Below are 26,162 nucleotides of genomic sequence, written 5' to 3' on the forward strand. Positions count from 1 at the left end.
CGCCGCCGGAAAGGCCGAGCCGCCCGGCGACCCGGCGCCTCCGGTCTCGTGCCGTCACTCGGCGACAGGGTCCTCTGATCGGGGGCCGATCCGGAGCGGCACGATGCTCTGCGGCAGGTAGATGCGCTGATCGGGTACGGACGCGCAGGAACCGGTGAGGCGTAGGAACTGGAGAAGCCACGCCTCAACGCCGATCGGATCCGGTGCCGTGAAGGCGACGTCGGCCATGTGATTCCCCCGACTGCTTTGTTGCGGAGATCCCCGCCGTAGGAGCGGGTCCGCATGATGTGTCCCGGAGTGGATGTCTGTTTGAGCGCGACGACATCGGAGAGACTGCGGACAGTAATTGCCCGTCCGAGGAGTGGCGAAACGAATGATCAGGGCGGTTGTCGTCATCATGGCGATCGGCGCGGTCGCCGCGCTACTCGCCTTCGGTTTCACGTCGGGCGCGCGCAGGGCATCGCTGGAGGGGAGACGCACGCCGGCCGGTCTCGGCGCTGTCGGTCAGCCTTCGCCTGCTTGAGACGGAGACGGGCGCCCCGGCATCGACCGGATCGCGGGAGCGGCGCCTCAGACGTCATCACGATCTCCTTGCCCGACCGCCGTTCGCTCCAATTGGGGCATTCAACGACCGCGATCATGCGGGACCTCTCCCAGCATGTGCGCCAGGCGGTTCTGGACGATGCAGCGGAGCGTGTTGGTGCGCTCGCTCCCGAACCGGGATGACGCAGCACGAACAAGATCGTGACGCGATGTTCCCCATCCACGGCTGGGAAGGCCGACACCGCCGGATCCAAGAGATCCCGCACTGGTCATACTCGGGACGCCGCCGTCAAGCCATCGCCGGCCGATGCCACTACCAGCGCAGATCACAGCCATGATCTCAATGTGTCACTGGAGTACTAGGCTCGAAATCAGTCGCGCACGCACCCCCACACCACGCCCCCATCCGCTGCGCGCACCGACGAAGACCGAACACCGCAGGGGACAACCGTGAACCTCGAGGCACAACGCGCTCACATCCTCACCGGGCAGATGTACAACGACCTGACGGACGAACTGGTCGCCGCTCGCCAGCGCGCCGTGCTGCTCACCAGCGCCTACAACGACAGCTTCGGCGCTCCCCAGGCCCACCGTGAGGCACTCCTGCGCGACCTGCTCGACCACGTCGGCCCCGGCGCCCACTTCGAGCCCACCTTCCGGTGCGAATTCGGCTACAACATCAGCGTCGGCGCCAACTTCTACGCGAACTTCGACGCCGTCATGCTCGACGGCGCACGAATCACGATCGGCGACAACGTCCTGCTCGGACCGCGCGTGGGCATCTACACCTCCAACCACGCCATCGATCCTGACGAACGCGTCGCCGGGGCCTGCTACGCCAAGCCCGTGACCATCGGCGACAGCGTGTGGATCGGGGGCGGGGTCATCATCAACCCCGGCGTGACCATCGGGGACGGCGCGATCATCGGCTCCGGGTCCGTTGTCACCCGAGACGTCCCCGCACGCGTCATCGCCGCAGGCAACCCCGCCCGGGTTCTCCGCGAGATCACCGCGCAGGACGCCACCGGCTGGCACCCCGACGCCCTGTAGGCACGCCCCACATCCCCATGGGCACGTCGACGTGGCGACGCTCCCCGAGGGGCACGTCGGGGTCCGCGACAGCAAAGACCAGGGCGGCCCCGTCCTGGTCTTCACGCCACGCGAGTGGGGCGCCTTCATCGGCGGCGTCAAGGACGGCGAGTTCGACCTCTAACCCGCCATGGCGAAGGCAAGACGGCACATCTCTCCTGGCTCGGGCCACCAGCACGCCGTCGCGCGGCCAGCGTCAGCTGAGTCGATCTTTGCGCGCCGGTGCTCGCGGGCGACGGACCGAGCTGTCCGCTCGGGGTGTACGCCACGGCCACTGACCTGACCTGACCTGACCTGACCTGACCTGACCAGCAGTAATGCCCCTGTTTGACATTAGGCAGGCAGTTACCTGCATAATGCAAGGGTGAGCCTGGAAGCCAGAACTATGGACGTAGCCTTCAAAGCGCTGGCCGACCCCACCCGGCGCCTGCTGCTCGACCGGCTGCGTGAGCGCAACGGCCAGACGCTGGGCGAGCTGTGCGAACGCCTGGAGATGGCGCGCCAGTCGGTGACGCAGCATCTCGACGTCCTTGTCGACGCCAACCTCGTGACCGTGGTGCGGCGCGGACGGCAACGGCTGCACTACCTCAACCCGGCACCGATCCACGAGATCGAACAGCGCTGGATCGCGGAGTTCGACAGGCCACGACTGCAGATGCTCAGCGCCATCCGGAGCCAAGCCGAGGAGTACGCCATGACCGAGACATCCGTCGCCGTGCCGACCTACGTCTACGTCACCTACATCCGTGCGAGCACCGAGCAGGTGTGGCGTGCTCTGACGGACGCCGACCTGACCTCGCGCTACTGGGGGCACGCCAACGTCTCCGACTGGCAGCCGGGTTCCTCCTGGGAGCACCGGCGGGCCGATGGATCAGAGACCGTTGACGTCGTCGGCCGGGTACTCGCCGCGGAGCCTCCGACCCGTCTTGTGATCACCTTCGAGGACAAGCCCGACGCCGCATCGCTGCGGGACCCGTCGGTGGTCACGTTCCTCATCGAGCCGCACGAAGACATCGTCCGCCTGACCGTGACCCACGAGAACCTCGCCAACCAGGAGATGCTCAACGGGATCTCGCACGGCTGGCCCGCCGTCCTGGCCAACCTCAAGTCCCTGCTCGAGACCGGCGAGGTCCTCCCCCAGGCACCCTGGGACATGCCCCGTCCGCACGCCTGAACCGGCCCTCGCCCCCCACGCAGTGTCCTGGACGCGGTCTTCGGCCCGGCGGGACCGGCCGTGGCGAGACCGCCTATGCGGAGCAAAGCGACCCGGGGGGCGCCTGAAGCCCGGTCGAGGCCGGGCGGAGCTACGGTGTCCCGCCCGGCCTTGGGGTTGATTTGTTCAGGTGGGTTGGGTTATGGGCAGTTGCCGATATCGCTTTCGGAGGAGGCCAGGACGACGTTGGTCTTGGCCAGGCCGATGGCGTCGACGGTGATATGGACGGCGTTTACGGTCAGGCCCTTGTCGGGGGTGGTGAACGGGGTCTGCTCGTTGAGGACGAGCTTGACGACGCCGACGTTGACGGTGGTGTTGGGTTGGACATTGGTGGGTTCTGCGATGACCACCGTGTTGCCGACCTTGAGGAAGGCGATCGTGGTGGTTCCGGTGGATCCGGCGCAGGTGGTGGTGGAGCTGGAGTTGATGGTCTTGACGGTGATCACTGGGATGCCGGTGATCCCGATGGTGGTGTCGTCGATGGAGGCGGTGGCCACGGACTTGCCGGGGAATTCGGTGGTGGCGACCTTGGCGCACAGGGTGTGCGCGATGATCAGCCCGCTGAGGGTGGCGGTGCAGGGCACCGAGGTGGCACTGGTCGAGGTGGTGGAGATGTGGCCGGTGTCGGGGAGGGGTGCGATGTTGACCAGTTGGATGCCGGCCAGGGAGGCGTCGGCGGTCAGGCCGTAGGCCCGGCCGGTCAGCCGCTGCGGCGTGACGGTGACTTGTTCGGCGCTGCACGGTGAGGTGACGGAGTTGTTGTGGGCGTCGCCGCTGTACGTGGCGGCCCACCGGTAGGTGCCGGCCGCGCCGATGGTCACGTTGCCGGATGCGGCGGTGCCGCTGCCGGACACCGTCCCGGTACGAGTCGCGATGGGCGTCGCACAGCTGGTGTCACCAGGCCCGAACAGCTGGAACGTGACGGTGCCCGTCGGGTGGTACCCGCCGGACAGGGTCGCTGTGTCAGAGACGTTCCCGCCCGCGGGCACCGGGCCCGATGGCGTCGTGGCGATCGACGGGGTCGCCTTTGGGACGTGTTCGGTGATCGTTTCAGTGAAGCCTGGTGACAGGACGCCGTTGAGCAGGAAGTCCACCTTGCAGGTAAGGGTGCTTCCCGGTACGGCTCCGGCGCCGACGGAGACGGTCTCAGTGAAGGTGGCATCGTCGCCATTGGTCACCGTCCGACTGCCCGGGGCCAAGGACACCGACAGGTTCGGGTCGCAGTCGCGCAGTTGGTGGGTGACCGTGACCGGCAGGTTGTGCAGGGCCGCCAGGATGGTGTCGCTGACCTCCGAGGAGTTGATGCCGGAGAACAGCCGTCCACCCGTGGCGTTGGTGATCGCGGTCGCTTGCCCGGTCGAATCCAGGCCGTACGGGTCGGACAGGTCGAACGCGAGCACGGTGATGTCGGCTGCCTGCAGGGCGCTGATCGCATCGGCCAGCGTATGGCCGTTGCTGGGGTCATGGCTGGGGGCGTCCCCGATCAGCAACACGATCCGAGAGCTGTTCGGCCGAAAGTGGACCGCCCCGGACGCGACCTGGAACAGACCGTTGATGCCGTCCTCGGGGAAGTCGCCGCCACCCGTCGCGACCAGCGAGTTGAGACCGTTGGTGACGTCGGTCTGGTTGGCGGTGAGGTTCTGCGCCACCCGGAACGACGTCGCGTCCCACGACACGTCCCTGTACTCGGCAACCGCGAACTGCGCGTCCGGCTGCGCCGAAGCGACGTTGGACAAGATGGTGTTCGCATTGGCCTGCACGTTCGAGATGACTTCGCCCATGCTCCCTGTTGTGTCGATAAGGAACGTGATATCCGGCTTGGGCGGGATCGCCGGAGTGGACACGGTCTTGGCGATCGTCGTCGATCCGCCCGGGTCCAGGTTCAGCGTCACGTCCGCCGGGGTGACCCCAGGCGCGGCGGACGCCGTCCCTACCCCGGCCACCAGCATTGCACCGGCCACCACCACGCACACGGCGGCCCGTAATCTTCGCGTCATTCTCACGGTGTCATTCCTTCTGATGTGGCGCCATGCCACAACGGATTTGGATCGCTGGCCGTGCAGAATTTCTATGATTGCGCTACCCGGGACATCCTCTCCTCACGTGTTGGGCGCGAGCGGATACCAAATCGCATTGCTCGACAACCTCGGCGACCTTTTCAGCGTCAGCCGCTGATCAACGAGGCGGGGTGTGGCCACGGCCATATGGTGACCGGTCGGTGAATAGATGTAAATAGGCCACTTACGGCAAGTTCCCGACTGGCCACAGTCGGCCACTCCGCGCCGATGAGAGGCGCCCGCGAGAAGCGATCTTTGCCGAGATCTATTTCAGGTAGGCCCGATGAAATCAGTGATCCGCAGTTTGCCACTTGAAAAAGAGCGGCCGTTTCCAGTCCTCCGGACGGCCTGAATTGCGGTTGTGAGCATCGCCGCAGAGTCGACCGACGGCCTCACACGCCCATTCGGTATCGGTCAGATCCGACGGATACGACGGCTTCCGGTCATGACTCCGGCACCCCGGCGAGGCACAACCGCTCGCGTCCAAAGCAGCGGGCGTGTAAACAGACACCACGGGCTCCTGGCTGCCGAGTTGCGTAGACAACACCTCAGCTCCCAGGAGCCCGCTCCCGTCCGTGGGTGATCACTCAAAGACGACCTCAACCAGAGCATCCCCGGCCCCGGATCCAGTGCCCAAACGCCTTATCAGCAGGCTCTAGGTACGAGACCGCGCTCAGCAAGATCGTGCAGTGACCCGAGGAACGCCGAAGCGGCCCCTGATCACGGGGCCGCTCCTGCTATAGATCAGCTGGCCGGCAGCCCGGCCGCACGTCGGTCCGATCCGCAGGTGACGATCACTAGGGTGGGCGAGTTAACACGACGGGAACGACGCATAGTGTGCCCCCTGCTCGTCCCCCATCAGGTGACACGCCCAGCGCTACACCCATCCGGGAGACACGATGACCAACCCGAAGGCCACCATCGACGTAGTGGTCCTCACCATGAACGACCGCCCCGAGCCGTTCAAACGGGCGATGGAGTCGCTCCTCTCCCAGCAGGACGTCGAGCTTCGTGTGGTCATCGTCGGCAACGGCGTCGAACCCGACTACGTTCCGGACGGGGTCCGTACCGTGGTCTTGCCCGTGAACGAGGGCATCCCCGCCGGCCGAAACGCCGGCGCCGATGCCCTCGCCGAGCCGGACGCCGCCGAGTTCGTCTTCTTCCTCGACAACGACGCCGTCCTGCCCACCCCCGACACCCTCGCCCAGCTCGTGGCCGTCGCGCGCTGCCATCCCCAAGCGGCCTACATTCAACCGCGCATCGCCGACCCCGACACCGGCGTGACCATGCGCCGCTGGGTTCCACGCTTGCGCACCACCGATGCCACCCGTCCAGGCACGGTCACCGTCATGGCCGAGGGAGTGGTCCTCATACGCCGCGCCGACTACGAACAGGCGGGCGGCTGGCCCGGCCACTTCTTCCTTTTCCACGAAGGCATCGACCTGAGCTGGCGACTGTGGGACCTCGGACGTACCGGCTACTACGCACCGGAGATCGTCATCCACCACCCCGCCACCACCCCCTCCCGGCACGCGGACTTCTATCGTCTGGTCGCCCGCAACCGGGTGTGGCTGGCCTATCGCCGACTGCCTGCCGCCTTGGTCCCCGTCTACCTGATGACCTGGACGGTGCTCAGCATCGCCCGGATCCGGTCCCGCACGAGTCTCGCTGTCTGGTTCGCTGGGCTGATGGAGGGACTCAAGGGCGGGCACGGGCAGCGGCGACCGATGACCTGGGGCACGGTCCTGCGGCTGGCCCGTGCTGGCCGTCCTCCGATTGTTTGAGCCCTCACGCGTTCGCGCTGGCAATCACAACGCCATGCGGCCCGCATCCGGCCGACCACGCTGAGGCCGACAACATCCGGGCGGCTGGCGATCGTGTTCACCGGCGCCACCCGCAACTCCCTGGTCGTGCTGCCGCTGGCGCCGGCGCTGCCCGACGCGCTGGCCATCGCCGCAGCGGTCGTGGTCACCCAGACCCTGGTGGGGGTGGTGGGCATGGTCATCTACGTCCGTGTGCTGCCGCCCAGGCTGCTGCCCCTCCGTTAGCTGCTCAGCGAGCGGCTGTGGTCGGAAGCGTCGATGCCAGTAACCAGCAGGACTCTGCTCCATGGCCCATTTCTGCCGTATTCTCGGCCGCCCCTTCGGGGCGCTCCGGTAAGGAGACCGGGAGTAGACGGCGAGCCTGGGGGATGATGCTCGTGTGCTGATCCGTATCGAGGCATCCGACCTGCCAGGGCGGGAATGCGGCCAGACGCCCGGTTTCCCGGGCTATCGCAACATCCATGTCGGCGTGCAGCGGCGGGACTGCCGTAACGAGCTTCTCGACCTGCACCCGGGAGATGCCCCCTCTGCGGTCTGGGAGCTGGAGGTGACCGCGACCTGTGGGGAGACCGGCTGGGATCTCCGGGGCCCGTTTGTGCAGGGCAGGCCGGGCGGCCGGTTTGTGTACCTGTCGTGGGGCGCGGTCGATGACGCCGGGATGTTTGCGATGTTCCGGCGGGCGAAGCTGTGGTTCGACTGCATCCCTGTGGCCGTGCTGGACGCTGCGGTGAACAATGGCCTACTGGTAGCCCATCTAGGGCTGACGGATTCGCGCGGTCAACCGTTGTGCGCGGCGGTCCGTCCGCCGCTGGTGAAGTGGTCCGCTCCCACAGTCTGATGCCCGCTGGAGGACGTCAAGCGCCGGCCGCCGGTTCGGCGAGGATGCTGCACACCTCGCCGCTCGCGCATTGCGCGGGATTGGTGGCGGCTGCGCGGCGTTGCAGGCGCCGCAGGACGTCTCGGGCCTGCGCGAGCTCGGTCAGGCGCTGCTCGATCTGGGCCAGGTGCTGGTCGATCAGGTCGGTGACGTGTCGGCAGGGGGCCTGGCCACCATCGCGGATCGCCAGGACGCCGCGGATCTCGGCGAGGGTGAGGCCCGCGGCCTGGGCAGCGCGGATGAACCCCAATCGGGCAACGGCCTCGTCAGAGCCTACGCTTGACCTTCCAGCGCACTGGAAGGTCTACGGTCCATGGTGAGCGACCACACATCTGCCCAGGACCAGGAGGCCGCCATGCTGGAGCTGGCAGTGCTGACAGTGCCGGACTGCCCGAACGAGGCTGTCGTGCGCGAGCGGCTCGCCCAGGCCCTCACCGGACACCCGGACGTGTCGATCACCCACCAAGTGATCGACAACGAGGCGGACGCGGCCCGGCTGGGGATGCACGGCTCTCCAACCCTGCTGATCAACGGGGTCGACGTCTTCACCGCGCCGAATACCCCGGCCAGCCTCTCCTGCCGCCTCTACCACGACGAGAGCGGCCCGACCGGCGGCGCCCCATCGGTGGCAGCACTGCGCGAGGCGCTCCGGTACGACGCCGGATGACATTGCCGACAACGAAACAAAGGACGAGCCAACCATTCACCGGATCGGACGGGGCGTTGTAGGACAGGACGCGGCGCCCGGCCACGGCCTGGAGGAGCTCGGGGACGACGTCCTGCCACGGCGGTGCGTCCTTGAGTTCGGCGGTATCAGCCGAACCAGCCGGGGACGTCGAGACGGAACACGTCCTGCGGGGTGACCGCGCGCAGGTCGGCCTCCAGCGCGCGGAGCCGCTCCTCCCCCAGTTTCGCGGCCCAGCCCGCCCGCAGTTCCTCGAAGATCCGCGCCGACCTGGTCAGCGCGTCCAGGCCGCGCGGCGTCAGCCGTACGATCTTACGTCGCGTGTCGTACGGGTCGCGGACGCGCTCGACGTAGCCGAGGCGTTCCAGCGTGTCGACGGTCTTTCCGGCGGCCTGCTTGGAGACCCCGAGCGTCCGGCCCAGCTCGACCGCGGTCGTGCCGCGCATGCCGATCGCCTGCATGACGAACCCGTGCATCGGCCGCATCTCCGGATGCCCCTGCCGGGCGAGCTCGGCGTGCAGCGCGTCGATGAGGGTGCGAAATCCCAGGAAGAGCCGCAGGGGCAGCTCGAAGCCGGGAGGGTCGTTTGACACGATAGACAACCTGGTTCACTATTTAGACAACGTAGTTGCCTAGTTTAGGAGACGCAGACCATGCCTGTCATCCGCGCCGACCAAGCCCGCCGGTCCGAGACCCCCGGCGGCGTCATGACCACCTTCGCCTCGCCCACCCAGGGCGGTACGGCGGCAGCACTGTGGCGCGTGGACGCGAACCCCGACACGGCGGGCCCGCCGCACGACTTCGACACCGAGCAGGTGTGGGCCTTCACGGCCGGCGCCGCGACGGTCGAGCTGGGCGGCGAGACCTTCGAGGTCGCCCCGGGCGACACGGTCGTCATGCCCCCTTCGACCCCGCGTCGGGTCACCGCCGGCCCCGAGGGCTACTCCGCCGTGGTGACCGCCGCCGCCGGAGCGACGGCCCTGCTCGCCGACGGCACCGTGCACGGCGTGCCGCCGTGGATCGCCTGACCCGCACACCCCCGTCACCACATCGAGAACCGGTTTGCCCCGACCACTGAGGAGATCCCGAATGCCCGTCATCCGTTCCGGCGACGCCCGCAGGACCACCACGCCCAACGGCGTCATGACCACGCTCGCCTCGCCCACCCAGGGCGGCGCGGAGCGGGCCGTGTGGCGCGTGGACATGCCGGCCGGCACCGCAGGCCCGCTGCACGCCTTCGACACCGAACAGATCTGGACCCTGCTCACGGGTGGTTGCACCGTCGAGATCGACGGCGAGCGGCTCCGTGTCGCTCCCGGTGACACCATGGTGCTGCCCGCCGACGTGACCCGCCAGATCTTCGCCGACCCTCACGACGGCTTCGCCGCCGTCGTGACCGCGCCGGCGGGCGCCCGGGTCTACAACCCCGGCGGCGTCTCGGCCGCCGACGCGTGCGACCTCGCCCCCAAGGGCACCGACCGGATCGTGCCGCCCTGGGTCGCCTGACGTACGGCGGCGCCGTCGCTCGGCGGGCGCGGGCTCCGGCGATGCGAGCGTGCCTCCGCTGAGATCACGGCCGCTCGTACGCCGCCGGACGGGACTGGGCCTCACGCAGCCGGGCCACGTCGAGCTTGCGGGAGCGGTCGAACCGGTAGACGCCGTTCTGCTCCTGGAAGGTGTCGGTGAGCTGCGTGTAGCAGTAGCCGAACATCTCGGGGTTGTCGAGCAGCGCACCCACGAGCCCGGCGAAGCGGGACTGCAGTTCTTCCTCGTTCGCCGGGCGTGCGCCGTATCCCCAGGACACGGCGTTGTCGTCGCCTCCGGCCGAGGCCGCCGCGTCCGGGTCCCACCAGATCCCGCCGAACTCGCTGCAGAAGTACGGCTGCCCGCGATATGGCAGGGACATGGCGACGTCGGCGCCGAACACGTTGGTGTACGGCCGGCCGTCCGCCAGCCCGGACAGTTGCTCGGCGAACAACTTCGGGTCCTGCTCGTACAGATGGGAGTCGTAGACGTCGCTCTCGGTCACACGGTGGGAGTAGCCGGACGCGTCGAGGACCGGCCGCGTGGTGTCGGCCGCCTTGGTGGCGAGGAACATCGCCCGCGTCACGTCGTCGAGCGTGGTGACGCGGTCGTGGATGACCTGGTGGGTCTCGTTGAGGGGACACCAGCCGACGATCGAGGGGTGGCTGTAGTCGCGCTCCACCGCCTCCAGCCACTGGGTGACGAACGAGGCGGTCGGCTGCTGGTTGTCCTCCCAGCCCGCGCCGGCCGAGGCGCCCCAGTCGCCGAACTCGCCCCACACCAGGTAGCCGAGCCGGTCGGCGTGGTAGAGGAAACGCTCCTCGAACACCTTCTGGTGCAGCCGGGCGCCGTTGAACCCCGCCTCGCGGGCGAGTTTGATGTCGGCCACCAGCGCCGCGTCGCTCGGCGCCGTCATCAGGCCGTCGGGCCAGTACCCCTGGTCGAGGACGAGCCGCTGGAACACCGGCCGGCCGTTGAGGCGCAGCGCCCGCCCGTCGATCGACACCGAACGCAGGCCCGCGTAGCTGTCCACGCCGTCGACGACGCCGCCTTCGGCGTCGAGCAGTTCCAGGCGCAGGCCGTACAGGTGCGGATCGCCGGGACACCACAGGCGTACCCGGTCGGTGGGCACCCGCAGGACCACCCGGGGCGCGAGATCCAGATCGGCGCGTACCTCCGCGCGCGCGACCTCTCCCGCGATCTCGCCCGCCGCCTGTCCGGTCGTCTCCCCCGCGACACCCTCCGCGGGCGTACCCGCGTCCTCACCCGGGTCGCCGCAGCGTGGGGCGTCGGTGAGTACGGCGCGGACCGTCCATCCGGGCCTGTTCGCGGTGAGCGGCACCTCGAGGTGGAACGCCGATCCCGCCACGTCGGGGGTGATCCGGGGGCGCCGCAGCCGGACCTCCGGCACCGCCTCCAGCCAGACGGTCTGCCAGATGCCCGTGGTCCTGGTGTAGTGCACGCCGCTGTTGGCGTAGGTCGTGGACTGCTTCCCCCGAGCCTGTACGGCATGGCGCGGGTCGCGGGCCCGGACGACGACGGTCATCTCCTCACCGGGCTCGACCACCCCGCCCAGGTCGGCGGTGAACGGCGTGAAGCCGCCGCGGTGCCGGGCCACCTCGACGCCGTTCACCCAGACGGTCGTGTCGTGATCGACGGCCTGGAAGTGCAGCAGGACCCGCCGCCCCACCCACCCGGCGGGGAGGGTGACCGTCCTGCGGTACCACACGGCCTCCAGGAAGTCAGTGATCCCGATCCCCGACAGGGTCGACTCAGGAGCGAACGGCACGATGATGCGGCCGTTCAGGGCGCGGTCGCGCAACCCGCGTTCGAGACCGGAGTCGGCCTGGTCGATCTCGAACTCCCACTCGCCGTTGAGTGACATCCACTCCTCGCGGACGAACTGCGGGCGTGGGTGCTCCGGGCGCGGCGTCTCCATCGGTACGGCCAGGGCGTGGGGCGACGGCATGTGATGCTCCCGGGGGGAAGGAGGTCGTGACCTGCGAGCGAAGCGTATTACAACGTGGGAATCTGGCAACAGAAACCTACTGCGCCTGCCTTGAACCGCTTCAGGGAGAATGCTGGCCCTCTTGGTCCCGGGGCGGACCATGGAGAGCGCGAAGACCGGTGTCGAGGTCGGCGCCGGTGAAGGTGTAGCGGTCGAGGAAGCCGATGTGGTCGCAGCAGATGGGCGAGAGGCGGGCTTGCACGGCAGGGTCGGTGACGGGGAAGCCGTCGGCGCGAAGCTTCTTCACGGCGACCTGACCGGCGAGGACGGGGAACACGCCGTGACCTCGACCTGGAGAGACCTCTCGCCGGGGATCACGAGAGGCGCTCGATCGTCACGGGAATCAGCCCCTGGTAGCGCGTGATCGTCATCAACTCCCGCAGCAGAGCCCCGACGGCGTCACCCGCCCGGCGGAGCGCCCAGACAGGCGGTCAGGTCGATGCTCGAGGCCACGCCCGGGCCGATCCGGCGAAGATCCCAGGTGAACACGTCTCCGGCCACGCGCCGACGAGCTGTGCCGAGCACGCGAGCCTGCGGGCCGGCGACGTCGTCGGCGAGCGTCATCCCCCAGACCTGCCGCAGGTGGGCCACCTGGTCCTCGCGCGGCGCGTCGGCGAACAGGATCCGGTAGACGCGCTTCTCGTGGAATCCCTCGGGGACCTCGGGAGGAGCGAACCGCAGCGGGGGCGAGCCGGGCAAGGCCGCGTGGTCGTGGAAGCGGGTCCGCAACGTCGTCTCATCAGGCAGCGCACCTGCCCCCAGCCGTCGGTAGACCGTCTCGGCGTCACCCCTTCGGACCGGGACGATCCGGACGCGGAGCCTCGGATCCGCGCGGATCGCGCGACTGAAGGCCGCCGAACCCCACCAGTCACCGTCCGCTGCCGTCCACACGGCGTTGGCCAGGCCGGTCGCCGTGTGATCGTCCGCGAGCATGAACTCCTCGACGGCGACTCCGTCCGGCTGTGCCGACGGGTCGCCGTCCCACGCCTCGGGGAAGATCAAGTAGTAGTCCAACGCCGGGTGTGCCGTGCGTCCGGCGACCGGCGTCGCCTCCTCGACTCGGCGCATCTCTCCGTTCAAATGCGGCGTCCTCTCATTCCGTGCCGTGTCGCGGCCAGGTGCTTTCACGGACGACGAGCCGGTGCGGGACGACATACGTGACGGGCGGCGAGGTGTCGCCGTCGATCCGCCGCAGCAGCGCCTCGAGGGCCAAGCGCGCCAGCTCCTTCTTGTCCGGGGCGACGGTTGTCAGTGCGGGATGGGAGAAGGCGCCCTCCGGGGTGTCGTCCCAGCCGAGGACGGCGACGTCCTCGGGGACGCGGATCCCCGCGCGGCGCAGCGCGCGCATGGCGCCGATCGCGAGCAGGTCGTTGGCACAGACCAGCGCGTCGAGCCCGAGCGCATGCCGAGCAGGCGCGTCCCGAGGAGGAATGTCGAGCACGGGTGCGTCCTGGCCGGATACGTGCTGATCTGGCGTGTCCCGGCCGGGGAGCCGCGCCAGGAACTCGGCCACCCGGGCGTCGCCCTCCTCTCGGGAGTACGCGGCCGCCGGGAGGACCAGCGCGCGATCCAGTGGGAGCCCGGCCGCGGCAAGCGCCTGCTCGTACCCTTGGAGCCGCAGGTCGCCGGTGCCGCGCGGCCGCCAGGCCTGGTGCCCGAGGAAGCCGATCCGCTCGCGTCCGGTCTCCAGCAGGTGCCGCGTCGCCTCCGCGGCCGAGGCGACGTTGTCGATCGCCACGTGGTCCAGGCCGGACTCCTCGGAAGTGACGTGCTCCCCGATCAGGACGATGGGCGTGCGGTCCCTGCGGGCGGCGAGTTGCGGGCCGGTCATCTCCAGCGGGCTGAAGATGATGCCGTCGATGACCCTGACCCGGAAGCCTTCGGCGACCACACCCTCACGACCGGCCTCACCGTGCGTCTCGTCGATGAGCACCGTGTACCCCGACTGCGCCGCGCCTTCGATCATGACGTGCGCCAGCTCGCTGAAGTACGGGTTGCCGATCGCGGGCACGGCCAGGGCGAGCAGGTTGGCGCGGCCCATGCGCAGCTGCCTGCCCGCGACGCTGGGCCGGTAGTCGAGCTCCTCGATCGCGGCGAGCACCCGTGCCCTGGTCTCCGGGCGGACGTTGGCCCGCTCGTGCAGCACGTTGGACACCGTCTTCCACGAGACGCCCGCGCGCTGCGCGACGTCCTGAATCCGGGCGGGCCTCATCCTCGCGCCTCCCCAACCGGGTGCTCCGGGGCGACAGCCTAGTGCCGCCCCCGCGCCGCGCGACGCCCCGCAGGACGACCGATCGGGTGGCGGATCACGCACACGCCGACCTGGAGGACCGCCGCAGGCGGACAAGATCGTTCTTATCCCTTGGCGTGGCCCGCTTCGCGAACATGAGCAGGCCGGCGGAACGTGGCGCGGTAGTCCCGCGGCCGCTGGCCCGTGTGCCGGGCGAAGATGGCGCTGAAGGTGCTCGTGTCCGCGTACCCGAGGTCGGCGGCGATGCGCGCGACTGTCCGGTCGGTCGTCTCCAGCAGATGACGAGCCCGGCGGACCCGAGCGGATTGCAGGTACGCCAGCGGGGTCTGACCGGCCTCCTCACCGAAGCGGCGGAGCATGGTTCGCGTGCTCACGTGAAACGCTTCGGCGAGGACGGACAGGTCGTAGCGCGCCCCGAGATTCTGGTCGAGCCACCGCTTCACCGCGAGTGAGAACTCACGGCCGACGGCGGGCATCAGCGCCAGGTCGACGTAGGGAGCCTGGGTGGCGCGTGCATCGTCGACGAGCGCGATGCGTGCGGTGCTGCGGGCGACGCGGGGGCCGTCGTGCTCACGGATCAGCTGGAGCGCGAAGTCGTACATGGCACTGAAGGCGGCGGTCGTCGTCACACCGCGATCGGTGACCACGAGGTGCTCGGGGCGCACCTTCACGTCGGCGTATCGACGGGCGAGCTGGTCCGCGAACAGCCAGGACGTCGTCGCCTCGCGGCCGTCGAGCAGGCCGGCCTCGGCGACGAGGAAGGCGCCGACACAGATCGACACGACGGCGATGCCGGAGGCGGCCTGCGACCGGATCGACGCCACTTCTGGCCTCAGGTTCGCGAGCGTCGCGTCGAGATCGAGCCTGGGCGAAAGCTCGAAACCCGGCACGATCAGGACGTCGACGGGGCGCAGGGCCGTGGCCTCGATGGTCCGGCCGCCGGACGCGACCACCCGCCGCCGGGGCGAGACGACGGACACCTCGTGCGGCGGTCGATCCGACCCTTGCGCCGCCGCGATGTGATCGGCCATGGACAGCAGGTCGGGGATCCCGAACACCTCCGAGGCGAAGCAGCCGGGATACGCCAGCACGCCCAGGCGCAGCGGTTTCATGGTTCCTCCAGCCCCCACGGGGTGGCGATATTGCCGCTCTATATGGCGATATCGCCACTTCTCGTGGGGACAGTGTCCCAGCACACTCTCGATCATGACAACCATGCGAACGCGGCGTGACGACCCCTTGGATGACTTCTCCCGGAGAGTCGTCAGCGTCGATGACGTCAGCAAGATCGTGTACACCGCCGGGACAGGACCCGGCGTCATCCTGATGCCCGAGATGCCGGGCATCAGCCCCGACGTCGCACGGTTGGCACGCTGGGTACGCGATGCCGGCTTCTCCGTGTACCTGCCCTCTCTCTTCGGCGTCGACGGCGCCTACCCGACCACCGAGGCAGGCGAGGCGGTCGTCCGGCGCGCATGCGTCAGCGCCGAGTTCCGCGCGTTCGCCGGGGGCGGCACCAGCCCCGTCGCGGCGTGGCTGCGCGGCCTCGCGCGCATCGCGCATGCGGAGTGCGGTGGGCCGGGTGTCGGCGCGGTCGGACTGTGTTTCACGGGTAACTTCGCGCTGACCATGGCGCTCGAACCGGCCGTCATCGCCCCGGTCGTCAACCATCCCTCGCTGCCGCTCGACGACCCCGGGGGGCTGGAGATCGGAGACGAAGACGCGGCCGCCCTGGCCGAACGTGTCGAACGAGACGGGTTGAAGGTGCTGGCCTACCGCTTCGACAACGACAGGTGGTGCACGGGCCGGCGGTTCGCGGCCTACCGAAAGCTACTCGGAGAAGCGTTCGACGGCCGTGTGCTTCCCGCCGACGTGGCGAACACGAACCCTCCCCCCTTCTTCCGCGACGTCGTCGGGTGCGCCCACAGCGTCACTACGGCACATCTCGTGGACGAGCAGGGTCACCCGACGGTGCGCGCCCGTGATGAGATCATCGCCTTCCTCAAGGAGCGGCTCAGAGGGTGACGCGCGTCCGGCCTCCAACTGGTCCAGGCCGGCCAGTTCGGCTGCGCATCGAGTTGATCACAGGGCGCACCCACGGCCGGCTCCGCTGGTCTCAACGATCAGGAGCGGGTAAGGAAGTCGGCCAGCCTGCCGCGGCTGCGTTGGAGGCCGTCGATGCGCTCGTCCATGGCCGCGAGTTCTCCGTTCAGGATGTCCCACAGTTCCGCGCACCATTCGAAGTCCGGGCGCTCGCCCCGCGCACAGGGCAGCACCGAACGGATCACCTCGGTCGACAGGCCCGCTTTCAGCAGCCCACGCACCTGCCGCACGGTGACGACTGCGTCCTCCTCGTAGTAGCGGTAGCCGTTCGAACCGCGCTTGGTATCAAGCAGGCCCTGCGCCTCGTAATAACGCAGCAGCCGCCGGCTGACCCCGGTACGCCGGGACAACTCCCCGATCAGCATGTGACTCACTCCGTCTGAGGTTGACCCTGCCACCGATGTCACCCCCTAACGTCACCTCGTCAGCGGGCATTCCGTCCGCGCAATGACCAGGGATCTGTACCGCTGGAGCGAGACATGCAGTCTTTTGTCGTACAACGAAACGGCCAGGCAGCGAGCGCTGCGGAGTTGGCGCCGCTCGCCTTCGCGGGCTACGCCCACTTCACCGCGATGCAGGTGCGCGGTAGCCGGATCCGGGGACTGGACCTCCATCTGGACCGGCTGCGCTCGGCCTCCATGGAGCTGTTCGGGCGCGCGTTGCCCGACGACCGAGTTCGGACCTTCCTACGGAAAGCTCTGCAGGTCGGCCCCGCCGACCTCTCGCTGACGGCCACGGTGTACCCGTCGGAAGGCGAGTTCACCGCAGCGGGGGCTGACGTGGAACCCGAGCTGCTGGTGCGCACTGGACCGGCTGCAGACGGTCCCCAAGGCCCGCTCGCGCTGGCGGTGGTCGAGCACGAACGGGTGCTCCCGGCGGTGAAGCACGTCGGAGAGGTGGCCAAGACCTATTTCCTTCGTCAGGCCGTCGGCCAGGGCTTTGATGACGCCGCTTTCGTCGACCGCCGGGGCCGGTTCAGCGAAGGGACGATCTGGAATCTGGCCTTTTGGGACGGCACGGCGGTGGTGTGGCCGGAGGCCGAGATACTGATCGGGACCACAATGGCCGTCGTTCGCCGCCAACTGGATCGCCTCGGCGTACCCCAGCGTGTCCAGGAGGTAAGGCCTCCCGACCTGCCGAGGCTGGCCGGGGCCGTGGTGATGAACTCATGGACGCCGGGTGTGCCGGTACACCGGATCGGCTCCGTGCCCATGCCCGCAGCACCGTCGTTCCACGAAGTGCTGCACCGGGCCTGGCACGCCGAACCACGCACCGCGCCCTGAGGCTCCAATCCGTTTCGCGTCGGTTTCCAGGATGGTGCGGCGATCACGACGCCCTGTGAGGGCCAGGACTGGGTAGGCGGATTCCAGCCACCAGCTACGGCAGTTGGCGCGTCCGGGAGCCCCTCCAACCTTGACGTGGGCAAGCGAGGTCGCTTAGGACATCCACCATGTGCCGCCGGTCGTCAGGAAATCCGCTCGACAGGGCCGGAAGCGGCGTGAGGAGGAAGACCGGTGACCATCGGACAGCAACGATCGGTCCTCGACCGTGCCCTGCGGATCCTCGAGGCGTTCCAGCACGGTCCCGACAGGATGACGCTCTCCGAGATCAGCCGCCACACCGAGATCCCGCTCACCACGACACACCGCATCGTCAACGAGCTCGCCGAGTGGGGCGCGCTGGAGCGCGAGCCGTCGGGGAAGTACCGGGTCGGCCTCCGGCTGTGGGAGGTCGCCGCGCACGCGCCGCGCTCGGTCGGCCTGCAGCGGATCGCCATGCCGTTCATGCAGGGCCTCTACGAGAACACCCACCGCAGTGTCCACCTGGCCGTGCGCGAGAAGGACGAGGTGGTCTTCGTCGAGCGGCTCACCAGCCCCGACCGGCCGCGCGAGCGGCCACGCGTCGGCGGCAGGTACGCCATGCATGCGACGGCGGTCGGGCTCGTCCTGCTCGCCTACGCGCCGGACGACGTGCAGGAGGAGGTCATCTCGGGGCCGCTGCGCGCCTTCACCTCCAGGACCTACTCGAACGAGCGCGAGCTACGGCAGGTCCTCGCGGACATCCGGCGGAACGGGTACGCGGTGAGCGACCGCCAGATCGACCCGGAGTACATGTCGGTCGCCGCCCCCATCCACGGCGCCGACAACACCGTCGTCGCCGCTCTGTCGCTGATCGTGCCACCGACGGACGCGCACGGCGTACGGCTGGCGCGTCTGGTGCAGGCGACGGCTCGCGGCATCTCCCGGGCACTCGGCGCGTCGGTCGGACCTGCCGCCGTCCGGCCAGGGAAACCCTGAGAGAGATGCGGTCGCGGCACCGGCCCACATGATCCCGTTCCGGTACCCCTGAGCACTTTCGCCCTATAAGTCTTCCGATATCCGGAAATATCAATTGTCGACACACGCGCCGTGAGGCGACCCTCATGTGCGTCGCGGCCACCTTTCATCGGCCCGCGACGTGGAAAAGGAGACTCACGGTGCGTCCAATCACCCCCAGGCCGTCAGTTGCCACCCCGAGCCTCGATCGCCGTTCCTTCCTCCGGAGGTCCGCCTTCGCCGTCGCGGCGGCGGCCGCCGGCCCCACGCTGCTGTCGGCGTGCGGATCCGACTCCGCCGCCGGAGCGGGCTCGGGGTCCGGCTCGGGATCACGCGGCATCACGTTTCTGAGCTACCTCCCGCTCGAGACGCTGTCACTGGCGCCGGAGCTCCTCGCCGTAGCCGGCGGACATTTCACGAAGCACGGCCTCGACGTGAAGCTGCAGCCCGTCAAGGGCTCGCCGCAGGCGATGCAGACCCTGTTGGCCGGCTCCGGGCTGGTCACCCGGGTCGGGCAGATCGACCTCGTGACCGCCGTCGGCAAGACCGAGCAGCCGATGGTCAACGTCGGCAGCCTCACGCGGGCCTCCACCGTACGCATCCTGTACAGCAAGAAGAACCCGCTGAACCGGCCGGAGGACCTCGCCGGGAAGACGATGGGCGTCCCGTCGGAGGGCGGCACGAGCGACAAGCTCGTCAGCCTGGTCATGAGCAACAGCGGGCTCGACGCCGCGAGCGTCAAGCGGCAGGTCGTCGGCCTGACGCCCGGGACCTTCAACCTCGTGCAGCAGGGCCGGATCGCCGGCTACGTCGTCAGCCTGGACACCGCCAACATCGTGGTCTCGCAGAACAGCGACGCGGCGATCTTCGACCCCGGCGAGTACGTGAACGCGGACACCCAGGTGTACGTGTCGACGAGGGACAACGTGAAGAACAAGGCCGCCGACCTCAAGGCGTTCCTGGCCGGGATCAACGACGCAGTCGCCGCGATGGTCGCGGACGAGTCGCTCGACGAGACCCTGAAGGTCCTGCGCGGCGCGTACTCCTTCGCGACCCTGAACGACGACGACATCGCCAAGGCGAGCCTCCGGCAGAGCCGCGACGCCTGGACCGGCGGCAGGCCCGGCGACCCGTTCCTCGTCACCGACGAGAAGGGGTGGTCGACCGGCTACGACGAGCTGGTCAAGGCCGGGATGGTCCCGTCCGGCCTCGACCCGAAGGTCTGGCTCGACAACAGCCTCCTGTCCGCCTAGCCGAGAGCCGTCAAGGAGAAGCCGTGGCGAAGGACGCCAAGACGATGACCGCGCCCGTGGCGGGGCGGCCGACGGAGCCGACGGAGCCGACGGCGCCCTCGGCGCCGAAGCTCCAGCTGGTCGGGATCACCAAGGAGTTCCACACCAAGCGGGGCACCACGCGGGCGCTGTCCGACATCAACCTGACCATCAACGACAAGGAGTTCGTCTCCCTGATCGGCCGTTCCGGCTGCGGCAAGACGACGTTGCTGCGTACGCTCGCCGGGCTGGTGAACCCGACCGCCGGCGAGGTCCTCATCGAGGGCAGGTCGCTGTGGCAGGGATCGCACGTCGACCCCACCGTGGTCGACCAGCTCGGGGTGGTCTTCCAAGAAGCCAACCTCTTCCCCTGGTACTCGGTCGTCGACAACATCGCGCTTCCCCTGCGGCTACGCGGCGTGAAGCGGAAGGAGCGGCTCGAGCGGGCGTGCGAGCTCGCCGAGCTGGTCGGGCTGAAGGGGTTCGAGAAGTCCTACCCTCGCGAGCTCTCGGGCGGCATGCGGCAACGGGTCGCGATCGCCAGGGCGCTGAGCATCACGCCCAAGCTGCTCCTCATGGACGAGCCGTTCGGCGCGCTCGACGCCCTCACCCGGGAGCGGATGAACATCGAGCTCCAGCGGATCGCCGCCGCGACGGAGGCCACCGTCGTGTTCGTCACCCACGACATCACCGAAGCGGTCTTTCTCGGTGACCGCATCGTCCATCTGACACCCCGTCCCGGACGGATCCGGCAGGTCAGGTCGGTGGAGTTCACCCGGCCGCGCGGGATCGACGTCCAGACGGAGCCGGAGTTCGGCGCCATCGTGCGCGACCTCCGCCACGCGCTCGACGAGGAGGAATAGGCCATGACCCGTGGAAGATCGATGCGGCTGCTGCCGTGGATCACCACCCCTCTGCTGCTGATCGCCTTCTTCGTCGCCTGGGACGTGTTCGTCCGCGCGTTCGAGGTCAACGAGCTCGTCCTGCCGCGGCCGGGCGCGGTGTTCGAGAGCCTGGGCGAGGTCGTCCGGAACCCCGCCACCTGGGATCATGCGCGTGTCACCGTCCTGGAGACCACGTCCGGCTTCCTGGCCGCGCTGGTGTTCGGCGTCGTCGCGGGCGTCGTGCTCGGGAAGGTGCCGTGGATCGAGCGGAGCCTGCGCCCGATGATCGTGGCGTCGCAGGTGGTGCCGAAGGTCGCGCTCATCCCGCTGTTCGTCATCTGGTTCGGGTTCGGCATCACCTCGAAGGTCATCATGGCCGCGATGCTCGCCTTCTTCCCCATCATGCTGAACGTGCAGCTCGGGGTGCGGTCGGTCGAGGCCGGGCAGCGCGAGGTGATGCGGAGCCTGAATGCCGGCCGCTGGCAGACGTTCGTGCACCTCGAACTCAGGAGCACCATGCCGTACGTCCTGGCCGGCATGGAGGTGGGCATCGTCTTCGCGATCATCGGCACGATCGTCGGCGAGTACCTCGGCGGCAGCGAGGGGCTCGGCTACCTCGTGGTGGTGACGCTCAACGCGCTCGACGCGCCGCAGCTCTTCGCGGTCATCATCCTGTTGTCGGTGATCGGCCTCGCCATGTACTTCGTGGTGAACACGCTCAAGCGGGTGCTCATCCCCTGGCACGAGTCCGTCTACGGCCAGAACGGGGTGTGAGCGGCATGGAACCGCGCAGCAACCACCCCGTCGGCAGCCCCCGCTGGGCCACCACCCGCACCCAGTGGCGGGCGCTCGGTCTCGACGACGAGGACATCAGGAAGCCCAAGATCGCGATCGTGAACTCGTCGTCCGGGCTCTCCCCGTGTTTCAGCCACCTCGACCCCATCGCGGCCGAGGTACGGCGGTCGATCAGGGACGCGGGAGGCGTGGGGTTCGAGATCAGGACGGTCGCCCCCACGGACTTCATCATGAGCGCGGGCGGCCGCGGCGGGTATGTCCTCTCCTCACGCGATCTGATCGCGAACGACATCGAGGCCGTCGTCGAGGGCGCACGGCTCGACGGGATGGTCTGCCTCGCGTCCTGCGACAAGACGACCCCCGGACAGCTGATGGCCGCCGCGCGGATCAACATCCCGACGCTGATCGTCTCGTGCGGCTACCAGAGCTGCGGAACGCTGGACGACGGCGAGCGGGTGGACATCGAAGAGGTGTTCATCAAGGCCGGCCATCTCGCGTCGGGGCGGATCTCGTTCGAGGGTCTCTGCGACATGAGCGCGCGGGCCATCACGAGCCCCGGCGTCTGCACGGGCATGGGAACCGCCAACACCATGCACATCGTGGCCGAGGCGCTGGGCATGACGATCGCGGGCTCCACCCCGGTGCGTGCCGACAGCGACCGCATGTGGGCGACCGTGCGGGAGTCCGGGCGCGTCATCATGGAGGCCGTCGAGCACGCCCGGCTCCCCCGCGACATCATGACCGCCGAGGCGTTCGCCAACGCGGTGTCGGCGACCCTCGCGGTCAGCGGGTCCATCAACGCCGTCAAGCACCTCCAGGCGATCGCGCGCGAGGCGGGGTCCGACGTCGACGTCTACCGGCTGTTCGAGCGCCAGGCGGAGTCCGTACGGCCTCTCTCGGCGGTGCGGCCCAACGGCGAGGACAGCATCGAGGAGTTCGAGGACGCCGGCGGGGCGCTCGCCGTGCTCGCGCAACTCGGCGACCACCTGCACGGGGCGGCGCGCACGGTCACCGGCGAGACCATGGCGGCGCGCACCGCCTCCGCCGTGGTGCGCGACGAAAGGATCATCAGGCCCGCCGTCGACCCGCGCGGGCAGGAGGCGACGATCATCGTGGTGCGGGGCTCGCTCGCGCCCGACTCCGCGATCGTGAAGCTCTCCGTCTCGGAGCGGCGGACGAAGACGTTCCGCGGTCCCGCCCGGGTGTTCGGCGACGCCCTCTCATGCGTCGAGGCCATCGAGCGGGGCGTCGTACGCGCCGGCGACGTGCTCGTGCTGCGAGGTCTCGGGCCGGTCGGCACCCCCGGCATGGGCATGGCGTCCCAGCCCGTGTTCGCGCTCGACGGCGCCGGCCTGACCGAGAGCGTCGCGGTCGTCACCGACGGGCAGCTGTCCGGACTGGTCAACAAGGGCATCGTCGTCGGCGAGGTCAGCCCGGAGGGCGCGGTCAAGGGGCCGCTGGCCATCGTCGAGGACGGCGACCCGATCGCGATCGACCTGCCCCGAAGGACCGTCGACCTCCTGATAGAGCCCGACGAGGCCGATCGCCGGCTGGCCCGGTGGACCGCCGATGATCCGCCGGCCGACGCGTCCGGATGGCTGTCGATCTACGCCCGCAACGTCGAACCGCTGCACCGGGGTGCGACGCTCCGCGGCGACCGCAGCCGTTGACCCCGACACTCCTGACAGGAGGACCATGCCTCACCCCCTGACCGAACTGAAGATCAACACGGTGACCAAGCCCTCGGGGCGTACCGTCGAACGGGTCGACGCGGACATCTGCGTCGTGGGCGCCGGGATCGCCGGCCTCTCCGCCGCCATCGAGGCGCGCCGGATCGGCCGCACCGTCGCGCTCGTCGACGCGCTGCCCGTCCTCGGCGGCCAGTGCGTGAACTCGCTCATCGGGCTCTTCTGCGGGATCTTCGGCAACGGTCCGGAGTACCGCCAGCTCACGCACGGTGTCTTCGACGAGATGTTCGCCGACCTGGGCAAGACGGACGACATCTACTTCAACAAGTCGCACACCATCACGGTCAGCTACGACGAGATCGTGCTCGGCCGCTGGTTCGAGAACCTCGTCCAACGGCTCGGCATCCAGGTCGTCCTCGGCGCGTCCGTGCACGCGGTCGACGTCGCCGACGGCCACGTCCGTTCGGTCGACTTCGCCACCCGACACGGCGACGTACGGGTCACCGCCGGAGGGTTCGTCGACGCGACCGGGGACGCCGCGCTCACGTGGGAGGCGGGGCTGCCCTGCCGCCTCCCGGAGCGGACGGTGTGGGGATCGCAGCAGATCCGGTTGGAGAACCTGGACGAGACCCGCCGGCCGGACCCGGCCGAGCTCGTGGCACGCGTGGACGAGAAGGCGGAGCAGTACGGCCTGGTGCGCCGGGACGGGCTCGCGTTCTTCTTCCCCGGCCGCAACACGGCGGTCATGAACATGACCCACGTCGAGGCGCCGCTGGAGGCCGTACGGGCGGCGCAGGCACAGCTCGAAGGGCGCGCCCAGGCCGACCGGGTGGTCGAGTTCCTGCGCAGCGAGTTCCCCGGCGCCTTCGGGGACGCCAAGGTACGCAGCTACGGCTTCCCCGGGCGACGCCAGACCCGGTGGATCGCGGCGGTGCACCAGCTCGGCGTCGAGGAGGTCCGGCAGGGCACCTTCTTCGAGGACGCCGTCGCGCGTACGGCCTGGCCGATCGAGTTGCACGACCGCGTGGAGGGCTACGTGTGGGAGACGTTCGGCCCGGACCACGTGCACTATGTGCCGCTGCGCAGCCTGATCCCCGTCGGCGCGCACAACCTCGTCGCCGCCGGCCGCTGCGTCGACGGCGACGCGGCGGCGCTGTCGAGCGTACGCGTGATGGGCCCGTGCGCCGCCATGGGAGTCGGGGCGGCGCACGCGCTCGACCTGGCCGGGGGCGGCAGCATCCAGGAGGTCAAACCCGCCGACCTTCGCGAGCGGGTGCACGACAACGTCGAGGGATGAGGCGAGCGTCATGAGACTGACCGATGAGGAGAAGGCGATGCTCGACGGGGCGGAGGGCCCCGCGGTCGCCGCGGCGATGGACCTGCTCGTGCGCTACGGCGACGCGCTGGGCGCGGAACGCCTCTGCGAGACCCGCAACGTCGCGGGGACGATGACACAACCCTCGCCGGTCAAGGCGAAGCTGGTGCGTGAGGGCGGCTGGAACAAGTCGTTCGCGGTGATCAACCTCGACTGCGACGACGACATCGAGATCCCGCCGATGCGCGTCCCGACCTGCCAGCTGCAGCACGGATTCAGCGACGACGCGCTCGGCATCGCCCCGTATCCCCCGAATATGGTGGAGTTGCAGGGCGACGCCGAGTCGTTCTTCGGAGGCCGCGGGGTGAACATCCTCGCGACCTGCACGCCGTACCAGGTGGGCAACCTTCCCGTGCGCGGCGAGCACTGCGCGTGGATGGAGTCGTCCGCCGTGGTGTACTGCAACTCCGTGCTGGGTGCCCGTACGAACTGTGAGGGCACCGCGTCGACGGGGGCGGCGAGCCTGACCGGCAGGATCCCCTACTGGGGCAACCACCTGCCCGAGAACCGCCACGGCACCCACCTGATCGAGTCGCGGGTGCCCGTCGACGGCTTCCTCGACTGGGGCATGTTCGGCTATTTCGTCGGCGACCTCGTCCAGGAGGCGCGGCCCGTGATCAGCGGGGATCTGCGCCGCCCCGACCTGAACGACCTGAAGCACTTCGGTGCCGCCGCGGCGTCCTCGGGCGGGGTCGAGATCTACCACCTACCCGGCACCACCCCCGAGGCCCCGACACTCGCGGCCGCGTTCGGCGGCGGGCGCCTCCCCGAACCCGTCGTGTACGGCGAGCGCGAACGCCGGCAGGTCTACGAGACCCTGAACAACCAGGGCACGAGCACCGACGTCGACTTCGTCCTCCTCGGCTGCCCCCACGCGTCACTGGACCAGATCGCGCGCGCGGCCCGCGCGCTGGAGGGCAGGAAGCTCAACCCAGGCACGGAGCTTTGGGTGATGACTCCGCGCGCGCTCCGGAGCGTGGCCGACCGCAACGGCTACACGCGGGTGATCGAGGAGGCGGGCGGCAAGGTCCTCACCGACTCCTGTCCGGCGATGTCCCGGTCGGCCCCCGTGGGCACCCGGGTCTTCGCGACCGACTCCGCGAAACAGGCGCACTATCTGCCCGCCATCCTCGGCATCGAGGCGTGGTTCGGGACCCTGGAGGAGTGCGTCGACGCCGCCGTCACCGGCAAATGGCGCGGTGACCTCCGGGCCGTGGAGGGCGCGCGATGACGATCGAGATCAGGGGGAGGTGCGTCGTCCCCGGATACGCCGAGGGCGAGGCCCTCGTGTCCCACGAGACGATCTCGGGCTGGGGCGGCATCGATCCGGCCACCGGGACGATCATCGAGCGCCGCCACGAGCTCTTCGGCGTCTGCTTCACGGGGAAGGTGCTGGTGTTCCCCGGCGCCAAGGGATCGTCCGGCTGGTCGGGGTTCTTCCAGAGCACCCGGCTGCTCGGGACCGCGCCGCTGGCGATGGTGTTCACCACGATGACGACCAAGGCCGCGCTGGGCGCGGTCGTCACCCGCGTCCCCGCCATGTCCGAGTTCGACCACGACCCGACAGAAGTGGTCAACACCGGGGACTGGGTGGTCGTCGCCGCGGATCAGGGCCTTCTCACCGTGACGCCCTCCCGAGGTTCCGCGCGGAGGTGACGGCG

29 protein-coding genes are annotated in these 26,162 nt (G+C 69.2%); 19 read left to right on the forward strand and 10 right to left on the reverse strand.

Features of this window, described 5'->3' with window-relative positions:
• Positions 1–54 precede the first annotated feature (54 nt).
• Entirely contained in the window at positions 55–228 is a 174-nt protein-coding gene (locus AWQ68_RS42625; protein WP_157545527.1) for a hypothetical protein, read from the reverse strand.
• 765 nt (positions 229–993) lie between these two features.
• On the opposite strand from AWQ68_RS42625, the gene AWQ68_RS45745 reads away from it, so the two are divergent.
• From AWQ68_RS45745 to AWQ68_RS20705, 3 genes are all read left to right on the forward strand, one after another.
• On the forward strand, positions 994–1,593 hold the full coding sequence (locus tag AWQ68_RS45745; RefSeq protein WP_066942601.1) for a sugar O-acetyltransferase: 600 nt from the start codon (positions 994–996) through the stop codon (positions 1,591–1,593).
• Between the two features lie 31 nt (positions 1,594–1,624).
• On the forward strand, positions 1,625–1,756 hold the full coding sequence (locus AWQ68_RS45095) for a DUF397 domain-containing protein (protein ID WP_169808955.1): 132 nt from the start codon (positions 1,625–1,627) through the stop codon (positions 1,754–1,756).
• Between the two features lie 261 nt (positions 1,757–2,017).
• Positions 2,018–2,806 carry an ArsR/SmtB family transcription factor gene (locus tag AWQ68_RS20705; RefSeq protein ID WP_066942603.1) on the forward strand — a complete coding sequence of 263 codons (789 nt, stop codon included), beginning with the start codon at positions 2,018–2,020 and terminating at the stop codon, positions 2,804–2,806.
• A 179-nt stretch (positions 2,807–2,985) separates the two neighbouring features.
• Here AWQ68_RS20705 and AWQ68_RS45750 read toward each other — a convergent pair whose 3' ends face one another.
• The gene (locus AWQ68_RS45750) at positions 2,986–4,842 is read right to left on the reverse strand and encodes a vWA domain-containing protein (RefSeq protein ID WP_084464228.1); all 1,857 of its coding nucleotides are present in this window, start codon (positions 4,840–4,842) and stop codon (positions 2,986–2,988) included.
• A gap of 959 nt (positions 4,843–5,801) precedes the next feature.
• Here AWQ68_RS45750 and AWQ68_RS20720 point away from each other — a divergent pair.
• The 3 genes from AWQ68_RS20720 to AWQ68_RS20725 all read left to right on the forward strand — a co-directional run bounded on the left by AWQ68_RS20720 (position 5,802) and on the right by AWQ68_RS20725 (position 7,563).
• Positions 5,802–6,686: a glycosyltransferase family 2 protein gene (locus AWQ68_RS20720; protein WP_066942609.1), complete on the forward strand. Its 885-nt coding sequence runs from the start codon at positions 5,802–5,804 to the stop codon at positions 6,684–6,686.
• A gap of 93 nt (positions 6,687–6,779) precedes the next feature.
• A complete protein-coding gene (locus tag AWQ68_RS41100) occupies positions 6,780–6,950 on the forward strand; it encodes a hypothetical protein (protein ID WP_218006950.1) in 171 nt (56 codons plus the stop codon).
• Positions 6,951–7,104: 154 nt separating this feature from the next.
• Positions 7,105–7,563, forward strand: a complete 459-nt coding sequence (locus AWQ68_RS20725; protein WP_066942611.1) for a DUF5990 family protein — start codon at positions 7,105–7,107, stop codon at positions 7,561–7,563.
• 16 nt (positions 7,564–7,579) lie between these two features.
• On the opposite strand, the gene AWQ68_RS20730 is transcribed toward AWQ68_RS20725, so the two are convergent.
• Positions 7,580–7,852, reverse strand: coding sequence for a MerR family DNA-binding protein (locus AWQ68_RS20730; RefSeq protein WP_084464229.1), 273 nt, complete (start codon positions 7,850–7,852; stop codon positions 7,580–7,582).
• 105 nt (positions 7,853–7,957) lie between these two features.
• Here AWQ68_RS20730 and AWQ68_RS20735 point away from each other — a divergent pair, with 105 nt between their 5' ends.
• Entirely contained in the window at positions 7,958–8,269 is a 312-nt protein-coding gene (locus AWQ68_RS20735) for a thioredoxin domain-containing protein (protein WP_066942613.1), read from the forward strand.
• Positions 8,270–8,415: 146 nt separating this feature from the next.
• On the opposite strand, the gene AWQ68_RS20740 is transcribed toward AWQ68_RS20735, so the two are convergent.
• Positions 8,416–8,880 (reverse strand): MarR family winged helix-turn-helix transcriptional regulator, encoded by a 465-nt coding sequence (locus AWQ68_RS20740; protein ID WP_174554126.1) that lies wholly within the window; start codon positions 8,878–8,880, stop codon positions 8,416–8,418.
• Positions 8,881–8,940: 60 nt separating this feature from the next.
• Here AWQ68_RS20740 and AWQ68_RS20745 point away from each other — a divergent pair, with 60 nt between their 5' ends.
• Positions 8,941–9,315 carry a cupin domain-containing protein gene (locus AWQ68_RS20745; RefSeq protein ID WP_066942615.1) on the forward strand — a complete coding sequence of 125 codons (375 nt, stop codon included), beginning with the start codon at positions 8,941–8,943 and terminating at the stop codon, positions 9,313–9,315.
• Positions 9,316–9,376: 61 nt separating this feature from the next.
• Complete coding sequence (locus AWQ68_RS20750; RefSeq protein ID WP_066942617.1) at positions 9,377–9,793, forward strand: cupin domain-containing protein; 417 nt, start codon at positions 9,377–9,379, stop codon at positions 9,791–9,793.
• A gap of 64 nt (positions 9,794–9,857) precedes the next feature.
• On the opposite strand, the gene AWQ68_RS20755 is transcribed toward AWQ68_RS20750, so the two are convergent.
• From AWQ68_RS20755 to AWQ68_RS20775, 5 genes are all read right to left on the reverse strand, one after another.
• The gene (locus AWQ68_RS20755; protein WP_084464230.1) at positions 9,858–11,780 is read right to left on the reverse strand and encodes a glycoside hydrolase family 2 protein; all 1,923 of its coding nucleotides are present in this window, start codon (positions 11,778–11,780) and stop codon (positions 9,858–9,860) included.
• Between the two features lie 100 nt (positions 11,781–11,880).
• Positions 11,881–12,096: a hypothetical protein gene (locus tag AWQ68_RS20760; RefSeq protein ID WP_066942619.1), complete on the reverse strand. Its 216-nt coding sequence runs from the start codon at positions 12,094–12,096 to the stop codon at positions 11,881–11,883.
• Positions 12,097–12,218: 122 nt separating this feature from the next.
• On the reverse strand, positions 12,219–12,887 hold the full coding sequence (locus tag AWQ68_RS20765; protein WP_084464231.1) for a hypothetical protein: 669 nt from the start codon (positions 12,885–12,887) through the stop codon (positions 12,219–12,221).
• A 25-nt stretch (positions 12,888–12,912) separates the two neighbouring features.
• Entirely contained in the window at positions 12,913–14,031 is a 1,119-nt protein-coding gene (locus AWQ68_RS20770) for a LacI family DNA-binding transcriptional regulator (protein WP_066942621.1), read from the reverse strand.
• A gap of 143 nt (positions 14,032–14,174) precedes the next feature.
• Positions 14,175–15,182: a GlxA family transcriptional regulator gene (locus AWQ68_RS20775; protein WP_066942623.1), complete on the reverse strand. Its 1,008-nt coding sequence runs from the start codon at positions 15,180–15,182 to the stop codon at positions 14,175–14,177.
• 94 nt (positions 15,183–15,276) lie between these two features.
• On the opposite strand from AWQ68_RS20775, the gene AWQ68_RS20780 reads away from it, so the two are divergent.
• Positions 15,277–16,095 (forward strand): dienelactone hydrolase family protein, encoded by an 819-nt coding sequence (locus AWQ68_RS20780; RefSeq protein WP_245656012.1) that lies wholly within the window; start codon positions 15,277–15,279, stop codon positions 16,093–16,095.
• Positions 16,096–16,193: 98 nt separating this feature from the next.
• Here AWQ68_RS20780 and AWQ68_RS20785 read toward each other — a convergent pair whose 3' ends face one another.
• Positions 16,194–16,538, reverse strand: a complete 345-nt coding sequence (locus AWQ68_RS20785) for a MerR family transcriptional regulator (protein WP_066942627.1) — start codon at positions 16,536–16,538, stop codon at positions 16,194–16,196.
• A 114-nt stretch (positions 16,539–16,652) separates the two neighbouring features.
• Between AWQ68_RS20785 and AWQ68_RS20790 the strand changes: the two genes are divergently transcribed.
• The 9 genes from AWQ68_RS20790 (at position 16,653) to AWQ68_RS20830 (ending at position 26,157) form a co-directional block, all read left to right on the forward strand.
• Positions 16,653–17,456: an aminotransferase class IV family protein gene (locus AWQ68_RS20790; protein WP_066942629.1), complete on the forward strand. Its 804-nt coding sequence runs from the start codon at positions 16,653–16,655 to the stop codon at positions 17,454–17,456.
• Positions 17,457–17,687: 231 nt separating this feature from the next.
• A complete protein-coding gene (locus tag AWQ68_RS20795) occupies positions 17,688–18,470 on the forward strand; it encodes an IclR family transcriptional regulator (protein WP_066942631.1) in 783 nt (260 codons plus the stop codon).
• Positions 18,471–18,649: 179 nt separating this feature from the next.
• Positions 18,650–19,741: an ABC transporter substrate-binding protein gene (locus tag AWQ68_RS20800; protein WP_218006951.1), complete on the forward strand. Its 1,092-nt coding sequence runs from the start codon at positions 18,650–18,652 to the stop codon at positions 19,739–19,741.
• Positions 19,742–19,764: 23 nt separating this feature from the next.
• Positions 19,765–20,622 carry an ABC transporter ATP-binding protein gene (locus AWQ68_RS20805; RefSeq protein WP_245656013.1) on the forward strand — a complete coding sequence of 286 codons (858 nt, stop codon included), beginning with the start codon at positions 19,765–19,767 and terminating at the stop codon, positions 20,620–20,622.
• 3 nt (positions 20,623–20,625) lie between these two features.
• Positions 20,626–21,417 (forward strand): ABC transporter permease, encoded by a 792-nt coding sequence (locus AWQ68_RS20810; RefSeq protein ID WP_066942633.1) that lies wholly within the window; start codon positions 20,626–20,628, stop codon positions 21,415–21,417.
• A 5-nt stretch (positions 21,418–21,422) separates the two neighbouring features.
• On the forward strand, positions 21,423–23,108 hold the full coding sequence (gene ilvD, locus AWQ68_RS20815; protein WP_066942635.1) for a dihydroxy-acid dehydratase: 1,686 nt from the start codon (positions 21,423–21,425) through the stop codon (positions 23,106–23,108).
• Between the two features lie 25 nt (positions 23,109–23,133).
• A complete protein-coding gene (locus AWQ68_RS20820; RefSeq protein WP_066942637.1) occupies positions 23,134–24,423 on the forward strand; it encodes an FAD-dependent oxidoreductase in 1,290 nt (429 codons plus the stop codon).
• A 10-nt stretch (positions 24,424–24,433) separates the two neighbouring features.
• Positions 24,434–25,732 (forward strand): aconitase X, encoded by a 1,299-nt coding sequence (locus AWQ68_RS20825; protein WP_066942640.1) that lies wholly within the window; start codon positions 24,434–24,436, stop codon positions 25,730–25,732.
• The gene (locus AWQ68_RS20830) at positions 25,729–26,157 is read left to right on the forward strand and encodes an aconitase X swivel domain-containing protein (RefSeq protein WP_066942642.1); all 429 of its coding nucleotides are present in this window, start codon (positions 25,729–25,731) and stop codon (positions 26,155–26,157) included. Before AWQ68_RS20825 ends, AWQ68_RS20830 begins: the two co-directional genes overlap by 4 nt.
• Positions 26,158–26,162: the final 5 nt, after the last annotated feature.

It is taken from the genome of Microtetraspora fusca (assembly GCF_001570365.1).
Classification (GTDB): Bacteria; Actinomycetota; Actinomycetes; order Streptosporangiales; family Streptosporangiaceae; genus Microtetraspora; species Microtetraspora fusca.

Bases quoted from the DNA above. Each gene is read 5' to 3' on its own strand.
- AWQ68_RS42625 (WP_157545527.1), bottom strand. From the start codon at position 228: ATGGCCGACGTCGCCTTCACGGCACCGGATCCGATCGGCGTTGAGGCG.
- AWQ68_RS20705 (WP_066942603.1), top strand. From the start codon at position 2,018: ATGGACGTAGCCTTCAAAGCGCTGGCCGACCCCACCCGGCGCCTGCTG.
- AWQ68_RS45750 (WP_084464228.1), bottom strand. From the start codon at position 4,842: ATGACGCGAAGATTACGGGCCGCCGTGTGCGTGGTGGTGGCCGGTGCA.
- AWQ68_RS20720 (WP_066942609.1), top strand. From the start codon at position 5,802: ATGACCAACCCGAAGGCCACCATCGACGTAGTGGTCCTCACCATGAAC.
- AWQ68_RS20735 (WP_066942613.1), top strand. From the start codon at position 7,958: ATGCTGGAGCTGGCAGTGCTGACAGTGCCGGACTGCCCGAACGAGGCT.
- AWQ68_RS20745 (WP_066942615.1), top strand. From the start codon at position 8,941: ATGCCTGTCATCCGCGCCGACCAAGCCCGCCGGTCCGAGACCCCCGGC.
- AWQ68_RS20750 (WP_066942617.1), top strand. From the start codon at position 9,377: ATGCCCGTCATCCGTTCCGGCGACGCCCGCAGGACCACCACGCCCAAC.
- AWQ68_RS20755 (WP_084464230.1), bottom strand. From the start codon at position 11,780: ATGCCGTCGCCCCACGCCCTGGCCGTACCGATGGAGACGCCGCGCCCG.
- AWQ68_RS20765 (WP_084464231.1), bottom strand. From the start codon at position 12,887: ATGCGCCGAGTCGAGGAGGCGACGCCGGTCGCCGGACGCACGGCACAC.
- AWQ68_RS20770 (WP_066942621.1), bottom strand. From the start codon at position 14,031: ATGAGGCCCGCCCGGATTCAGGACGTCGCGCAGCGCGCGGGCGTCTCG.
- AWQ68_RS20775 (WP_066942623.1), bottom strand. From the start codon at position 15,182: ATGAAACCGCTGCGCCTGGGCGTGCTGGCGTATCCCGGCTGCTTCGCC.
- AWQ68_RS20780 (WP_245656012.1), top strand. From the start codon at position 15,277: ATGACAACCATGCGAACGCGGCGTGACGACCCCTTGGATGACTTCTCC.
- AWQ68_RS20785 (WP_066942627.1), bottom strand. From the start codon at position 16,538: ATGCTGATCGGGGAGTTGTCCCGGCGTACCGGGGTCAGCCGGCGGCTG.
- AWQ68_RS20790 (WP_066942629.1), top strand. From the start codon at position 16,653: ATGCAGTCTTTTGTCGTACAACGAAACGGCCAGGCAGCGAGCGCTGCG.
- AWQ68_RS20810 (WP_066942633.1), top strand. From the start codon at position 20,626: ATGACCCGTGGAAGATCGATGCGGCTGCTGCCGTGGATCACCACCCCT.
- ilvD (WP_066942635.1), top strand. From the start codon at position 21,423: ATGGAACCGCGCAGCAACCACCCCGTCGGCAGCCCCCGCTGGGCCACC.
- AWQ68_RS20820 (WP_066942637.1), top strand. From the start codon at position 23,134: ATGCCTCACCCCCTGACCGAACTGAAGATCAACACGGTGACCAAGCCC.
- AWQ68_RS20825 (WP_066942640.1), top strand. From the start codon at position 24,434: ATGAGACTGACCGATGAGGAGAAGGCGATGCTCGACGGGGCGGAGGGC.
- AWQ68_RS20830 (WP_066942642.1), top strand. From the start codon at position 25,729: ATGACGATCGAGATCAGGGGGAGGTGCGTCGTCCCCGGATACGCCGAG.